Origin of the sequence: Pseudorhodobacter sp. W20_MBD10_FR17 (assembly GCF_052119765.1) — a bacterium.
In the GTDB taxonomy this organism is placed as follows: domain Bacteria; phylum Pseudomonadota; class Alphaproteobacteria; order Rhodobacterales; family Rhodobacteraceae; genus Pseudorhodobacter.
Genome location: NZ_JBGQOQ010000009.1, coordinates 1 through 15,090, shown reverse-complemented (window position 1 = coordinate 15,090; position 15,090 = coordinate 1). Strand labels below are relative to the sequence as shown.

15 protein-coding genes and 3 pseudogenes are annotated in these 15,090 nt (G+C 54.3%); 6 read left to right on the top strand and 12 right to left on the bottom strand.

Going from position 1 to position 15,090, the window contains the following annotated elements; all coding sequences use genetic code 11:
- The first annotated feature begins 42 nt into the window (after window positions 1-42).
- Complete coding sequence (gene hemH, locus ACEN2J_RS07915; RefSeq protein ID WP_442104742.1) at window positions 43-1,122, top strand: ferrochelatase; 1,080 nt, start codon at window positions 43-45, stop codon at window positions 1,120-1,122.
- 85 nt (window positions 1,123-1,207) lie between these two features.
- Here the strand turns inward: hemH and ACEN2J_RS07910 are convergent, their stop codons facing one another.
- Together ACEN2J_RS07910 and ACEN2J_RS07905 are read right to left on the bottom strand one after the other, a co-directional pair.
- Entirely contained in the window at window positions 1,208-1,387 is a 180-nt protein-coding gene (locus ACEN2J_RS07910; RefSeq protein ID WP_442104740.1) for a hypothetical protein, read from the bottom strand.
- A gap of 268 nt (window positions 1,388-1,655) precedes the next feature.
- Window positions 1,656-2,252 (bottom strand): L,D-transpeptidase, encoded by a 597-nt coding sequence (locus ACEN2J_RS07905; protein ID WP_442104738.1) that lies wholly within the window; start codon window positions 2,250-2,252, stop codon window positions 1,656-1,658.
- Window positions 2,253-2,411: 159 nt separating this feature from the next.
- Here ACEN2J_RS07905 and ACEN2J_RS07900 point away from each other — a divergent pair, with 159 nt between their 5' ends.
- Window positions 2,412-2,924, top strand: coding sequence for a CAP domain-containing protein (locus tag ACEN2J_RS07900; protein WP_442104736.1), 513 nt, complete (start codon window positions 2,412-2,414; stop codon window positions 2,922-2,924).
- Between the two features lie 76 nt (window positions 2,925-3,000).
- On the opposite strand, the gene ACEN2J_RS07895 is transcribed toward ACEN2J_RS07900, so the two are convergent.
- From ACEN2J_RS07895 to ACEN2J_RS07870, 6 genes are all read right to left on the bottom strand, one after another.
- On the bottom strand, window positions 3,001-3,504 hold the full coding sequence (locus tag ACEN2J_RS07895; protein ID WP_442104734.1) for a L,D-transpeptidase family protein: 504 nt from the start codon (window positions 3,502-3,504) through the stop codon (window positions 3,001-3,003).
- Between the two features lie 96 nt (window positions 3,505-3,600).
- Window positions 3,601-4,401 carry an ion transporter gene (locus ACEN2J_RS07890; protein ID WP_442104732.1) on the bottom strand — a complete coding sequence of 267 codons (801 nt, stop codon included), beginning with the start codon at window positions 4,399-4,401 and terminating at the stop codon, window positions 3,601-3,603.
- 21 nt (window positions 4,402-4,422) lie between these two features.
- A complete protein-coding gene (locus ACEN2J_RS07885; protein WP_442104730.1) occupies window positions 4,423-5,643 on the bottom strand; it encodes a class I SAM-dependent RNA methyltransferase in 1,221 nt (406 codons plus the stop codon).
- Window positions 5,640-7,484, bottom strand: a complete 1,845-nt coding sequence (locus ACEN2J_RS07880; RefSeq protein ID WP_442104728.1) for an ABC transporter ATP-binding protein — start codon at window positions 7,482-7,484, stop codon at window positions 5,640-5,642. The genes ACEN2J_RS07885 and ACEN2J_RS07880 overlap by 4 nt, the downstream gene beginning before the upstream one ends.
- 31 nt (window positions 7,485-7,515) lie before the next feature.
- Complete coding sequence (locus ACEN2J_RS07875) at window positions 7,516-7,653, bottom strand: hypothetical protein (RefSeq protein ID WP_442104726.1); 138 nt, start codon at window positions 7,651-7,653, stop codon at window positions 7,516-7,518.
- A gap of 43 nt (window positions 7,654-7,696) precedes the next feature.
- On the bottom strand, window positions 7,697-8,707 hold the full coding sequence (locus ACEN2J_RS07870) for a GDP-mannose 4,6-dehydratase (protein ID WP_442104724.1): 1,011 nt from the start codon (window positions 8,705-8,707) through the stop codon (window positions 7,697-7,699).
- Between the two features lie 769 nt (window positions 8,708-9,476).
- On the opposite strand from ACEN2J_RS07870, the gene ACEN2J_RS07865 reads away from it, so the two are divergent.
- On the top strand, window positions 9,477-10,868 hold the full coding sequence (locus tag ACEN2J_RS07865) for a phosphomannomutase (protein ID WP_442104722.1): 1,392 nt from the start codon (window positions 9,477-9,479) through the stop codon (window positions 10,866-10,868).
- Between the two features lie 71 nt (window positions 10,869-10,939).
- Here the strand turns inward: ACEN2J_RS07865 and ACEN2J_RS07860 are convergent.
- Window positions 10,940-11,077, bottom strand: a pseudogene (locus ACEN2J_RS07860) (IS3 family transposase); the annotation flags it as partial.
- Between the two features lie 254 nt (window positions 11,078-11,331).
- Here ACEN2J_RS07860 and ACEN2J_RS07855 point away from each other — a divergent pair.
- Window positions 11,332-11,427, top strand: a pseudogene (locus ACEN2J_RS07855) (transposase); the annotation flags it as partial.
- A gap of 30 nt (window positions 11,428-11,457) precedes the next feature.
- On the opposite strand, the gene ACEN2J_RS07850 reads toward ACEN2J_RS07855, so the two are convergent.
- Window positions 11,458-12,705, bottom strand: a complete 1,248-nt coding sequence (locus ACEN2J_RS07850) for an IS256 family transposase (protein WP_442104720.1) — start codon at window positions 12,703-12,705, stop codon at window positions 11,458-11,460.
- Window positions 12,706-12,814: 109 nt separating this feature from the next.
- Here ACEN2J_RS07850 and ACEN2J_RS07845 point away from each other — a divergent pair, with 109 nt between their 5' ends.
- Both ACEN2J_RS07845 and ACEN2J_RS07840 read left to right on the top strand, forming a co-directional pair.
- Complete coding sequence (locus tag ACEN2J_RS07845) at window positions 12,815-13,066, top strand: hypothetical protein (RefSeq protein WP_442104718.1); 252 nt, start codon at window positions 12,815-12,817, stop codon at window positions 13,064-13,066.
- Window positions 13,067-13,081: 15 nt separating this feature from the next.
- Window positions 13,082-13,303 (top strand): annotated as a pseudogene (locus ACEN2J_RS07840) (transposase domain-containing protein); the annotation flags it as partial.
- A 342-nt stretch (window positions 13,304-13,645) separates the two neighbouring features.
- On the opposite strand, the gene ACEN2J_RS07835 reads toward ACEN2J_RS07840, so the two are convergent.
- Window positions 13,646-13,888 (bottom strand): transposase, encoded by a 243-nt coding sequence (locus tag ACEN2J_RS07835; protein WP_442104996.1) that lies wholly within the window; start codon window positions 13,886-13,888, stop codon window positions 13,646-13,648.
- A gap of 90 nt (window positions 13,889-13,978) precedes the next feature.
- Window positions 13,979-14,959 (bottom strand): GDP-L-fucose synthase, encoded by a 981-nt coding sequence (gene fcl / locus ACEN2J_RS07830; RefSeq protein WP_442104716.1) that lies wholly within the window; start codon window positions 14,957-14,959, stop codon window positions 13,979-13,981.
- Window positions 14,960-15,090: the final 131 nt, after the last annotated feature.

The following is a 15,090-nucleotide window of genomic DNA, read 5'->3' as shown; positions in this document are numbered from 1 at the left end:
GTTTGGCCTTAGGTGCTGTGTTAAATGAATAAGGAAAAAGCCATGTCCGATGCCAAGTATAGCCAACCCGATATTCCCGCAGGGCAAGGGCGGCTTTCCCATGCACCCGCAGATCACCCTGCCGTTAAGGCCCCCAAAATCGGGGTTTTGGTGGCAAACCTCGGCACGCCAGACAACTATGACTATTGGTCGATGCGCCGGTATTTGAACGAATTTCTGTCAGACAAACGGGTCGTCGATATTTCTGATTGGATCTGGCAACCCCTTCTGCAACTGGTGATTCTGACCAAACGGCCCTTTGCCTCGGGCGCGAATTACAAGCTGATCTGGAACCATGAGAAGAATGAGAGCCCGCTGCTGACGATCACGCGCGACCAAACCACCGCGATTGCGGCCCAAATGTCGCAGGCCTATGGCGGCGAGGTTCTGGTAGATTTTTGCATGCGCTATGGAAACCCGACGACCGAATCCAAGGTCAAAGCGATGGTTGCCGCTGGCTGTGAAAAGATTTTGTTTTTCCCACTCTATCCGCATTACGCGGGGGCCACATCGGCAACGGCCAATGACTCATTCTTTGCCGCACTGATGAAAGAAAAGCGCCAGCCTGCTGCCCGCACGGTGCCTGAATATTTTGAGCACCCTGCCTATATCGACGCGCTGGCCGGTTCGGTTGAGCGGGCCTATGCAAAGCTGGACCATCGTCCCGATGTGCTGGTTGCCAGCTATCATGGCATGCCGATTCGCTATTTGATGGAGGGCGACCCCTACCATTGCCATTGCGCCAAAACCACGCGCCTGCTGCGCGAACGGTTGGGTTGGGATAAGGCCGATATTGATACCAGCTTTCAGTCGGTTTTTGGCCGCGAAGAGTGGCTAAAGCCTTATACCGTTGAACATGTGGCCGCGCTGGCCAAGCAAGGCAAAAAGCGAATTGCCGTGATCGCACCCGCGTTTTCTGCCGATTGCATTGAAACACTTGAGGAAATTAACGGCGAAATCAGAGAGGCGTTTGAACATGCAGGTGGCGAAAGCTTTACCTACATTCCCTGCCTGAACGATGATGCGGCGCATATTGATGCGCTGGTAACCGTTATTAAAGAAAACCTTGCTGGCTGGGTGTAAAACCCCGGCCTAAAGGCCGTTTTAGACATAGAAAAAGGACGGTAGGTTGCCCTACCGCCCTTAAATCGTTGCAATCCGGTTAGGATTACTTCGATGCAGCAGCTGCGATAACCAACAGCAACAGCAAAGGAACAACGATGCCGCCAGCAGACGACGAAGTTGCAGCTTCTACTACAGCTGGTTCCATTACTGGTTCAGCCATACCGCCAGCAAAAGCGGTCGATGCAGCAACGGACAGAGCCGCTGCGAGTGCAAGTTTCTTCATAGTAACCTCCAGTTTTCGCGCGCAATCGAATTTTTCAGAGGACGACAGCGCGCACCCAAGACTATACCTCGTGAGGGTTTTTAACCCGCTTGCTAGAAAGATTGCAATCTGGGTCGTAAATTTCTGCAGCGTCGCCCGTCAGTTTCGTCAATTTAGCAACACTCTTGGCTCATAAATGCCTCAGATGGGCCCGCGCCTGCGTCTGCTGGGGGCAAAGAAGCAAAAAGGGGCCGATGGGCCCCTAATACTTTAGCGTTTTCAAGAGACTTTAAATCAAAAGAACCTGCGTCCCGACTTTGGTAAGGCCAAAAAGAATGGCGATATGTTCGTTATACAGGCCAACACAGCCGCTTGACGACCGGCGGCCGATTTTGCGGGTGTCATGCGTGCCGTGGATTCGGTAATACGTCCAGGATAGATAGAGCGCATGGGTGCCCAGCGGGTTATCTGGACCCGGCCCAACAACATCCGGCCATTCGGGGTTGCGAATTTTCATCTCAGGCGTCGGGCGCCATGTTGGACCAACGACCTTTTGCACAATCTCGGTCCGGCCAAGACGGGTCAGGTCATCTGTCAGCGGCACAGAAGTCGGGTACAGCTTGTAAATCGACTGGTCTTCGGACCAGAAATGCAGGGCACGCGATTTGGTATCAACCAAGACAGCACCGTTTTTGGTATCGGTGAAATATGGGCGCCAATCCAACATACGAAAGCTTGAAATATTATTCCGGACGGGGCCAGTGTTGGTCTCCATCTCGGTTGAATTGTCCTGTGCAAACGCTGGCACTGCCGACATACCCAAAGTGGCGGCGGCTGCACCCATCAATGTGCGTCTGTTCAACTGCTTCATTCGGTCGGCATTCATCGCCAGACTCCTTATTGGTTGTATCTGCATACATATCGCTTTTTACTACAGTTTTCAAATCACAGTGATGTGGTTCGGCGGGATTTTGCAGAGTTGCATTTGCTCATATGGTAACAAAGAGCTAAAGACGAGCTTGGCTTGGCACCGAATGGGAATAAAATGAGAACTTTATCAGTTGTCGCAATCTGTGCGGCCCTTGCACTTGGTGCATGTACCACAGGCAACCAAATCAAAATGGGAAGCGATGGTCGCCCATTGTCCCAAGTTTACAAGATCGGAAGCGAGCAAGAGGCGATAATTCCCTTTCGCTTGCTTGATTCGGTAAACGCTTTGCGCAATGCAAAGGGCGCAGCACCACTACAGTTTAACGCCCAATTGAACGCGGCCGCCGCCACGCATTCGCGCGACATGTCGGTTCAAAACCGGCCTTGGCATTTCGGGTCTGACGGGTCGTCGCCGTTGGATCGCGTACAGCGCGTTGGCTATACGGGCCGGTTGGTTGGCGAAAACATCTCTGAAACATTTGAAACAGAGCTTGAAACCCTATCGACGTGGATGGGCGAATCAGACACGCGCGACATCATCATGGACCCACAGGCCCGTGAAATTGGCTTTGCGTGGTTCCAAGAACCATCAGGCAAAATCTGGTGGACGTTGGTGACCGGCGCCTAAGCTAAAACAAGGCCTTACCGCGCCTAGATGAATTCAAAAGCCCCAAGCAATCCTGCTTGGGGCTTTTTGTTTGCCTCTATGGGAAAATGAAAATCGGCGTGCCATCGGCAACCATCGCATAGATTTCTTCGATTTCCTCATCCGACACGGCGATACAGCCAAAGGTCCAATCGCCGTTATTCCTGCCGCCAAATCCGGTTTTACCGTGGATAAAAATCTCACCCCCCGGCTTTTTCCCTTGCGACTCGGCATAGGCTATGTCGGCCTTATTCGGGTAGCTGATGCCCAGCGACAGGTGATACCTGCTATTGGGGTTGCGGCGATCAATCCGATACGCGCCCTCTGGTGTTTTGCCATCACCTTCAAACTGTTTGTGGCCCGTCGGCGCAAAACCCAATGAAACATCGTATGTTTTCATTATCTTATTGCCGTGGAACATCTGCATTTGATGGGCGCCTTTATAAACGACAATTTGCGTTATCGGAGGCCCGTTATACCTTTGGAATTTTGTATCCCTACCGCCGCAGGCCGCCAGCCCAAGAATTAGAAAAAACGCCGCAATCAGCTTTAGTACCCGCATTCCATGCCTCAATAATATTTGGACGGCTTATTCTTTGCCATCTTATTGTTTGCACGGCTCTTAGCCCAGATCGCGCGGCTGTGGAACACGCGATCTTTACAACGGGGGCTGGTTTTTAGAACCGGTTTCTTGGTCTGCAAGCCGCCTTTCAATCGCAATCAGACGTTGGATAACGTCTTCACGGTGCTGGTCTGTCCTTTCAATATCGGCGGCGTGATGCGCATCTTGCATCGAGTTCACGATCAAACCCACCAAAAGGTTTACCACAGCAAAGGTCGTCATCATGATGAAGGGCACGAAAAATGCCCACGCATAGGGGTATTGTTCCATCACGGGGCGCACGATGCCCATCGACCAGCTTTCCAGCGTCATAACCTGAAACAGCGAATAGGCCGAGCCGCCAAGAGTACCGAACCATTGCGGAAAGGCATCGCCAAACAGTTTCGTGGCCATGACCGAGCCGATGTAAAAGATAATCGCCATCAGCAAGAAAACCGACCCCATGCCGGGCAACGCGGTCACAAACCCTTCGACCACGCGGCGCAGTGATGGCGCGACCGAGATAACCCGCAACAGCCGCAAAATCCGCAATGCCCGCAGTACGGAAAGCGATTGCGCGCCCGGAATAACGGCAATGCCCACCACGATCATGTCAAAAACATTCCAGCTGGATTTGAAGAATCGTAGATCCAGCGCAAAAAGTTTTAGTAAAATCTCAACAATAAAGATCCCGAGGCAGAGCGTATCAAGAAAGACCACCAGCGGGCCAAACTCGGCCATGACAGTTTCTGAGGTCTCTAACCCCAACAAAACCGCGTTGAATAGGATAACGCCAAGGATAAACCGTTGGGTGAACGGCTGGCTCATCAAAACGGCGATGCGGGCGCGAAGGGTCATGGGGGTTCTCTGCGGTTAGGGTTACCGGCTGAAACGCGCGGCAAGCTCTACATGGGAAGACCAGCGGAATTGGTCAACCGGCTGCACCCAATCAAGCGTATAGCCTGCTGAAATCAGTACCTTGGCATCACGGGCAAAGGTAACAGGGTTGCACGACACAAAGGCAATCACAGGCACTTTGGTTTGCGCCAGCGTTTTGGTCTGCGCCTCGGCCCCCGCGCGCGGGGGGTCGATCACCACAGCTTGCACGTTCTTAAACTCATCCGGCTCTAGCGGGCGGCGGAACAGGTCACGCGTCTCGGACGTGATTCGTTTTAGGCCCTCGGCTTGGCGCCAGCCTTTATCCAGCGCGCCAATCATCGCGGCATCGCCTTCAACCGCGTGAACCTCGGCCTTTTCGGACAAAGGCAGGGCAAAGGTGCCCGAACCGGCGAACAAATCGGTGACGCGCTTGGCATCGCCCACCGCCTCTTGCACGGCGGCCAGCAAATCGGCTTGGCCCTGCTCGGTCGCTTGCAAAAACGCGCCGGGGGGTGGGGCCACCATCGCGCGGCCCATCGCCTGCATCGGCGCGGTGCGCAGGGCCACAACTTCATGGTCCCACGTCAGGCGCGACAGGCCATGCGCCTCGGCCACGCGGGCCAGTTCCAGCCGCAATTGCCCGTCCAAAGGTTTGCCGCCTGTCACCGAAACATCGGCACCGGCAAGCGTGCGGGTTACAGTCAGCGCCAGTTCCGATTTGCGCGAGCCACCGGTCGTTACCAAGGCCTCTAGCGCCGGAAAGGCGGCCATCAGATCAGGGTGGAGCAATTGGCAATTCGGCACAGCGACCAAGGCATCGGACCCGCGCGCATGAAAGCCCAGCATCGCGCCGCTTTTGGTGCGCCGCCCCGCAATCACGGCACGCCGCCGCGAATTCGGCGGGGAGGTCAGGATCGGCCGCAACGGCGCCTCTATCCCCTGCCCTGCCAGGGCCGAGCGGACAACTTCGGTTTTCCACGTTGCAACCAGTTCATCGGTCGCGTGCTGCATCAAACAGCCGCCACAGGTACGGGCATGGGCGCATGGTGGGCGCACCCGGTCAGGCGACGGCGTGATGATGCGAGTGTTAACCAGCTTGTCGCCTTGCAGCTCGCCCTCAACCACCTCACCCGGCAACATTTGCGCCACGAAAATCGGGCCGTTTTCGCCCTGTGCGATTGCGTCACCCAAATGGCCCAAACGTTCGATTGTTACTATCACTCTGCTGCCTCTTCCGATCCGATAAAGCCGCCGGACTGGCGGTTCCAATAGCGTGCATAGCGGCCATTCATGGTCAAAAGCGCGTCATGACTGCCTTGTTCGACTATGCGGCCATTGTCCAGCACCACTATGCGGTCCATCGCGGCAATTGTCGACAAACGGTGCGCAATTGCCAGCACGGTCTTGCCTTCCATCACTTTGCCAAGCGTTTCTTGGATCGCGGCCTCGACTTCGCTGTCCAGTGCACTTGTCGCCTCATCCAGCACCAAAATCGGCGCATCTTTCAGGAAGGTACGGGCCAGCGCGATACGCTGCCGCTGCCCACCCGACAGTTTAACACCACGCTCGCCAAGAAAAGCGTCATAGCCTTTGCGGTCGTTATGGTCGACCATGTGCTCGATAAACTCATGCGCTTCGGCGGCGCGGGTGGCATCAATCACTTCGGCCTCGGTCGCATCGGGGCGGCCATATTTGATGTTGTCACGCGCCGACCGGTTGAACATCGCCGTTTCCTGCGTGACCATGCCGATCTGTTCGCGCAAGCTTTCTTGGGTCACGTTGCACACATCATGGCCGTCAATCAAAACTGCGCCTTTTTCGGTGTCATAGAGCCGTAATAGAAGTGAAACCAAGGTCGATTTCCCCGCACCCGAGGCACCAACGATCCCCAGCTTTTCACCAGCACGAATGGTCAGGTTGATATGTTCCACCCCGCCCCGTTTGCGACCATACGCAAAGGACACGTCCTGAAACGTCACCTCGCCCTTAACCCGCGGCAGGGCAATCGCATCCGGCGCATCGGCCAGAGTATGCGGAATGGACAGCGTGCGCATGCCATCCTCTACCTCGCCAATCGAGGTATAAATCGACATCAGGGTAAAGCTGACCCAACCTGACATCTGCGCGATCCGCATCGAAATCGCACCCGCCGCCGCAATCGCACCCGCCGTTGCCATGCCGTTAGACCACAGCCACAGCGTGCCGCCAATCAGCAGCACCGGCAGCGTGCCCGACAACGTCATCAACGCAAAGCGGAACATTGTTGAGATTTGCCCGAATTCCAGCGACCGGTCCCGAAACACTTTCATCGCTTTCAGAGCCACTTTGTCCTCAAACGCGGCATGTGCGAACAGTTTCACGGTTTTGATGTTGGTGATGGTATCCACCACCTGCCCCGTCACCATTGCCCGCGCCGAGGCCCGCGCCGCCGAATTCACCCGAACGCGCGGCATGAAAAACCGGATGGTGAAGACATAACCCACCAGCCACGCAGCCAAGGCCAGGGCCGCACGATAATCGACCGACAGCAAAAAGACGACCGAGCCAATGACGGAGGCCAAAGCAAAGGCCACAGTGTTGATCACCTCGGTCGCGACATCGGTCACGGCCCGCGCGGCCTGCATTTGCTTTTGCGCAATCCGGCCCGCGAAATCATTGTCAAAGAACGTCACGGCCTGCCCTAACGTCCAGCGATGCAGGCGCGACAGCACCAGGGGCAACACATTCGGCCCCACGACGATTGAGTTTGATGCCGCCGAGGCCGCAAAGGCCATTGGCCGCAAGATCAGGTAAAACCCGATAAAGCCCACCAGCAACCAAAAGTTTTTCTCAAAAAACACATCGGCGCCCGAGGCCAATGCGGCATCAATCACCCAGCCAAGGAAAAGCGCCGAAATCACCTCCATCGCGCCCGCGATCGATGAGATCACGCCCGCAATCCACAGCATCGGCCAGCTGCCGCTAAGGCACCACCGAAAGAACGCGCCCAGTTTTTGCGGGGGTGGGCCATCAGCTGGCCGAAATGCCTCGATAAGTCCACCAAGCCGGGTCGTGATGTTCATTCCATGTCCTCTTCAATACCCAAAACCCGCTTTATTGGCGGGCCCAGAGACTGGCATATAGCCCGACCAGCGCCAAAAGCGCGGCGTGGCGGTCAATTTTCGCAATTGTGCTACCATCCAGTACCACAATACTATCCATCGCGGCGATGGTGGGCATAGCATCGTTCACATCGGCTTCAGAGCACTATGCCTTGAACACATCAGTCTAAAGCCTAGATTTGATAATAATCGCGATACCAAGCAACGAATTCAGCCACACCGTCTTGGACCGCCGTCTTGGGGGTATAGCCCGTAAGCGATTTTAGCAGGTCTGCATTCGCCCAAGTGGCAGGCACATCTCCTGCCTGCATAGGCATCAAATTACGCTTGGCCGTCTTACCTGTGGCCTTTTCAATGGCCTCAATAAAATCGACAAGCTGCACGGCGTCTGAGTTACCAATGTTGACCACGCGGTGCGGGGCGACAGGCGACAGACTATCGCCCACCGGCACAAGGCCATCTGCAGGGCGGACTGGCGGTGTGTCAATCAGCAAGCGAATGGCGTGAACGAGGTCTTCTACATAGGTGAAATCGCGCTTCATATCGCCGTAGTTGTAGACGTCGATCGGCGTGTCTTCCAAAATGGCTTTGGTGAATTTGAACAGCGCCATGTCAGGGCGTCCCCAAGGGCCATATACGGTGAAAAAGCGGAACATGGTGATCGGCAGACCAAACAAATGCGCGTAAGAATGCGCCATGTTTTCCGTAGATTTTTTCGTCGCCGCATAGAATGACATCTGATGATCAGCTTTGTCTGTCTCTTTATAAGGCATCTGGGTATTTGCGCCGAAAGCTGACGACGTGGACGCCAGCATCATGTGCTGCGGTGGAAAAGCGCGCGCAGCCTCAAGCAATTCAAACGTGCCGATGATGTTGCTTTCCAAATAAGACCGTGGGTTCTCAATCGAATACCGCACCCCGGCTTGGGCTGCGAGATGCACCACAACATCCGGTTTTTCTTCAGCAAAAAGCGACATTAAAAGGTCGGGTGTTTCCACCTTATCTTGGACGAAACGATAGTTTTCAGATTGTAGCAACTGTGCATTGCGGCGTTCTTTTAATCTCACATCGTAATAATCAGACATGCAATCCACGCCAATTACGCGAAAACCGTCTTTAATCAAACGCCGACACAGAAAAGAGCCGATAAAGCCGGCAGAGCCCGTAACCAGAGCTGTACGCATGATAAATCTCCTATTAACCTTAGGCCCAAGTCTCCTTGGGCTTAAGTCTTTGGTCCTAGGCCGCCAACTTGTCCATCGTTTTTCTCTGCAAAAGATCCATCGGGCTCAGGTTCGCCAAGGCCGAATGTGGCCTGCGCCAATTGTAAAGAGTTGGTCGCGGCAATTCGGACGAGTTGTTGAGGACCAGTTGTTAAGGTGGATCGCATGACGAAAGAGGTGATCCAGAATGGAGAAACGCAAGAACCATTCGCCTAAATTCTAAGCCAAGGTAGCGTCTGAGGCAATCCGCGAGGAGATGACGCTGTCGGAGTTGTATAAAATGTATGGTGTTCATCTATTACCGACAGATGTTTACACGCAAACACAGAGAAGCGACCCTAATCGGCAGGTGGAAGCGCCCGACAATAGAGAGCATGGCGGCCCTCCAATAGCATGGGCAACGCGCTCTCTCTGCATCTTGCCCCCTGACGAGGCCTATGCCAGCAAAACAGAACCAATGAGATTAGCAGCCTAAATGAAACCCTGATCCATCTTAAAAAGGCTGGATGCTCGTCGAAAAAGCAGGCCTACCTCTGTTGGATCAGGCAGTGTTTGCCTTATCTTATTTATGGTTTACCGGAAAAATTGCGAATGCCGGTGGCAATACCAAAAACAACATGTAAAATAGGGTATTATATTTCCTCATATACACGAATTTTGCATTTTTGACGTCCGAGAATTGATGTTAAAAATGCACGGCATACAAACCTCTGACGAAAGATTTTCTAATATGGCTCCTTCTTTTGGCACCAGCGGCTTGCGCGGCCTCGTGATTGATTTAACCGAAGAGGTCGTCTCGGATTATGTCCATGCTTTTCTGACAACAATTCCCGAATGCAACAGGCTCTTCATTGGCCAAGATCTACGCCCGTCATCGCCTGATATAGCCCAGATGATTTGCCGCACCGCTCTGAGTGCAGGTGTTGAGGTCATCGACTGCGGCGCGCTTGGTACGCCTGCTTTGGCCATGGCGTCCATATCTGCTGGGGCTGCCGCCATAATGGTGACAGGCAGCCACATTCCTGCGGACCGCAACGGGTTGAAATTCTATGTGCCCCAAGGTGAGATTTCCAAAGCCGATGAGGTCAACATCAACGCGGCCTATGCTGCGGGTCGTCGCCGCATTGGCCGCGCTGGCACACAGACCTCTTTGCCTCAGGCGAAAACAACCTATGTGGCCCGCTATATTGATGCATTCGGGACTCGGGCACTCGAAGGCCTGCGCATTGGTGTCTACCGTCATTCCTCTGTCGCACGCGACATGATGGAGAAAATATTTACTGGAATGGGCGCTACCGTTGTACCTCTCGCACACTCCGATATATTCATTCCGGTTGACACAGAGGCCGTTGATGAGGCCACACGCGCCAATCTCATCGCATGGTGCCAAGAACACGACCTTGATGCCGTGGCCTCAACCGATGGCGATGCAGACCGTCCCTTGCTAAGTGATGCGTCCGGAAAAGTTATTCCGGGCGATGTTTTGGGCGTTTTAACAGCGCAGGTTCTGGGCGCAAAGGCTGTGATCACGCCAGTGTCGTCCAACGACATGGTGCGCAGATGCCCAGAGTTTGACACTGTCGTTTTGACCCGCATCGGCTCACCTTTTGTCATTGCCGAAATGGAAAAGTTCAAGGCCCCCAAGGACCGATGTGTAGGGTTTGAAGCCAATGGAGGGTTTTTGCTTGGTTTTGATGCCACGCTCTCAGGCCCGCTTTCCAGCTTGCCCACCCGCGATTGTATGCTGCCCATCATAGCGCCACTGTTTGCCGCCAAACAGCAGGGCAAACCCTTAGCCGCTCTCGTTGCATCCTTGCCCCAGTGTTTTACAGCCGCGGATCGTTTACAAGAGATTGATCGTGAGAAGGCAGCCCGCTTTTTGACTGGCTTAATTGAGCAGAAAAATCAGCGCACAGAATTTTTCGCCCCCTTCGGCACAATTGAAACCATCGATCTTACCGATGGGTTGCGCGTTAATTTAGTGAATGGCGATGTCGTGCATCTGCGCCCTTCTGGTAATGCGCCAGAATTCCGCATCTACGCTCAATCCAATTCCGAGGAGCGCGCCAAACACCTTACCGCACACGTACGCAGCGCAGTGGCCGAGCAAATTAAAGGCTAAATAGTCTATACTCCAGTTGTTTTGCGTAGGGCTCACCTAGCGCCCCCAGCATGTGTGAGCTGGGGCAAAGAGTGCGTCTGAAACCATTTATTCAGCGTCGAAAGCCCCCCTAAACCAGAGGCCGCTTGTGGCCGTGTCAATCCACGGGTTGCCGCGACCCGCACCGCATCACGACGAAACGCGTCTGTGTATCTCGTTGTTAGCCTCAATCTCCTTCTTCGTTGGCATTGCTCGAATGAGCCCGGAATTAAACCCCGGCAAGACCAATCTAACCTGCGGATCCGCCATAAAATCAAAGCCTTGGATCCACCGTATGCGCCGTCCCCGTCCCATTGATTTCAGCGGTTTCGTGACGCCGCTTTAGCGGCGAGTTTCGTTCTGAGCATTCAGAAGGAGACGATGATGGCGGATGGTGGGGACGGGTTTGTCGGCTGCATCGAGGTTGTGCAGCGGACGCGTGGATATGTCCGGAGCTAAATTCACAGAAGAGTTCAAGCGCGATGCCGTCGCGCAGGTCGAAGATCGGGGCTATCCGGTCCGCGAGGTTGCCGAGGAGTTATTGTCAAATCTGGTGTTTGAGGCTTGTCGGTCATGCGGCGATCTGGTCTGGGGTTGTGGCTTCAATTCCGTCTTTGAACCTGACGCCGGTGATGACTTTGGCGAGGTAGTCAAAGCCGCGTAGCTTCCTCCAGTTTTGTTCGGCGCATTGGCCCAGCTTGAACATCATGTGCAGCATGCCATCGCGTGATAGGCAGCCCTTTGAGCGCTTGGTGCGATGGCGGATGGTGGAAAAGGCGGATTCAATTGGGTTACTGGTGCGGATGCTCTGCCAATGCTGAGCGGGGAAGTCGAAGAATGCCATCAGCTCTTCGCGGTCCTTTTGCAGGCACAGCGTCGCTTTGGGATATTTGGGCTCGTAGATTTTGACGAACAAATCGAACGCCTTTTCCGCATCATCTTTGGTTTCGGCCTGCCAGATGTTGTGGATCGCGGCTTTGGCCTTTGGCTGTGACAGCTTGGGCAAGCAGTTGAGCACATTCATCGTTTTGTGCTGCCAGCAACGCTGCTGTCGGGTCGTCGGATAGACTTCATCCAATGCCGCCCAAAACCCCATTGCACCGTCTCCGATGGCCAGCTTGGGGGCATTCATCCCCCTGCTTTTGAGGCTGAGAAGCACCTCGCGCCAACTCTGGGTGCTTTCGCGCACCCCGTCCTCGATTGCCAGGAACCGCTTCTTGCCACGGGCGGTGACGCCAACAATTACAAGGGCGCAGAGCTTTTCATCCTCGCCCCGAAGGCCGCTGTGAATACCGTCGGCCCAGATATAGACGATTGGCTCGTCATCGAACGCAGCGTCTTTCCAGCCATCGTATTCGGTGGCCCAATCGCGCTTGAGACGCGAGACCGTATTCGCCGACAATCCCGCCGCATCAGGGCCCAGAAGAACCTTGAGGGCCGCGCCCATTTCGCCGCTGGAAATCCCTTTGAGGTAGAGCCAGGGCAAGGCCGCTTCCAGCGTCTTGGTTCTGCGCACGTAGGGCGGCACTAGGGCCGAGCGGAATGTTACCGGTGTGCCATCCTTGGATCGCACCTTTGGAATGCGCACGCTCACAGGGCCAATGCTGGTTTGGAATGGTCGGGCCGGATGATGCCCGTTGCGCACGACAGCCGTGTGGCCTGCATCCGTGCGCAAGTCAGAAAATTGCACCAGATAACTGGCAAGCTCTGCCTCAACTGCTGTCGCGATCAATTGTTGCGCCCCCGTTCTCAACAAATCCGTCAGCGCGTCCGTTATCCCGTCTCGACGCGCAAAATCAACAATGTTAGTCGTTTCCATGGTGGTGTATCTCCTTTGGTTGGGCTGCTGTCTCGCAACAACAATTCAACCAGATACGCCGCCAACCTTCAAACCGCCCAAACACCAGATTCAGTCATAGCTCGAGCGCTTGGGGGTCAGCACTAAATCGATCTACACATGGCAAAAGCTATTTTCGAAGCCAGCGACCTATGGAAACATCGTCAGCGTTTACGTCGGACCCGACAAAACAATCACCGCACTGACCGATGACGGAATCGAAGAGCTGACGGACATGATCCGCGCCGCTCGTATCACCAAAAAAACCTGGCATGAGTTCCTTGATGACTTCGTGGAGGACACCGATCTCGCGGCCCGCATCAAAGCTAAATCGCCGCGGTAACAATGGAGCGGTTACGAGCGATCAATCAGGCCGGTGACTCTCGGTCGTAAAAACTATCTGTTCATGGGATCAAAGGGCAGCGGCGATGCTGCTGCCGTCGCCTACACGCTCATCGAAACCTGTCGCATGAACAACGTCGATCCCGAAGCCTGGCTGCGCTGGGTTCTCGCCCGCATCGCAGACCACAAGATGACACGCCTCGAAGACCTCATGCCGTGGAACTGGGCGGCTGAGTAAGTCAACACCAGTCAGACCGGACGCATACATATATCGGGCTATCTGACGCGATCCATACCAAGGCGTCTCCAAAGACGGCTTGTCGATTATTTCCATAAATCTCAAGTTCCCAGCGCTCTCGCCCTTCGGTTCATAATACAAATTGGAATGCGACAACGTTAGCAACGCGCACTGGCGACGCATACTCAGCTTGTGATCCTTGCTCACCATTTTTTGCCTCGCGGTCCGAGCATGTGCTGCGAGGCATCCGCTGCCCAGCAGTACATGCTAGCATGCACAAGAGGGGGCCAAAAATCCCGTTCCACAACAAGCTGGCCAATCTTGCAATGCAGCTTGTCGACGTCAGCGGCACTGACCCGTTCGGGCGCTGAACCTTTGCGCGTAAAGGCTGTCGCCATGCTCTCTATCGCCGCGCGTTTTCACGTCCCGATATGGGTCGCCTCTCGGTGTTTGCGTGCAAACACCTGCCGGTAACAGATGCACGTCGTATTTCTTGGACAGTTCCGCAAGCGTCATCTCCTCGCGGATCGCTTCAAGCGCAACCTTGGCCTTAAACTCGGGCGAATGGTTCTTTCGTTTCTTCATTTTGGATCATCACTTTCCTCATGCGATCCATCTTAACAGCCGGTCCGAATTTCGGCGACCACCTCTGTTTTCGCTTGGTCTCAGAAATCCTTACTTTGCGCGGAGATTGTGTAGGTCTTGACCGATAAACCACTTGTATGTCTCTTCCATACCTGAACGCAGATCAATACCTGCTGTCCAGCCCAGCTTGGCCAAACGAGTTACATCCATTAATTTGCGCGGTGCCCCATCAGGTTTGCTGTGGTCAAAGTTTAAACGCCCCTTGAACCCTGTCACGGCCGCGATGGTTTCTGCAAGTTCGCGAATTGTTACATCTGTGCCAGACCCGACATTGATATGACTCAGCATGTCTTGTGTTTCGCGCGCATATGTTTCTGTCGGAAGGCCGTGCACAAACAGTGAGGCCTCTGCCATATCATCAACATGCAAAAACTCACGCATAGGCGTGCCAGAGCCCCAGATCACAACCTCCTCAAGGTTGGTAACTGCCGCCTCATGAAATCGACGCATTAATGCCGGCACAACATGCGAGTTCTCTGGATGAAAGTTATCACCGGGGCCATAAAGGTTCGTTGGCATTACAGAGCGATAGTCAACGCCGTATTGGCGGTTGTAACTTTCGCACAGCTTGATGCCAGCGATTTTGGCGATGGCATATGGCTCGTTCGTTGGCTCTAACGTCCCAGTAAGAAGTGCTTCTTCGCGCATCGGCTGCGCTGCCATTTTAGGATAGATGCACGAAGATCCAAGCTGCAATAATTTCTGTACGCCAGATACATAGGCCGCATGGATCACATTGCATTCAATCATTAAGTTTTCATAGATAAACTGGGCGGGGTAGGTGTTATTTGCCACGATGCCACCAACTTTGGCCGCCGCTAAAATAACTTCGTCTGGTTTGTTTTCTTTCATAAAGGCGTTGACTGCAGATTGATTGGTTAGATCAAGCTCCGATGAGGACCGCGTCATCAATTCCAAGTCTTCGCCGGATGCTTGGCGGGCATTGAGCTGCCGCAAGATGGCTCTACCGACCATACCTCGATGGCCTGCAATATAAATTTTCTTTCTCATTTTATCACCTTTTGGCATTTCGTCTTTTGTGGAGGTAATCCCCCCTGAAAGTAACTAGGCGATTCACACATTTCGGAGCCTCCATCCGTGGGCGAGGGATTTGAAGTATTGGAGCCCGTGGCGGAAGGTGA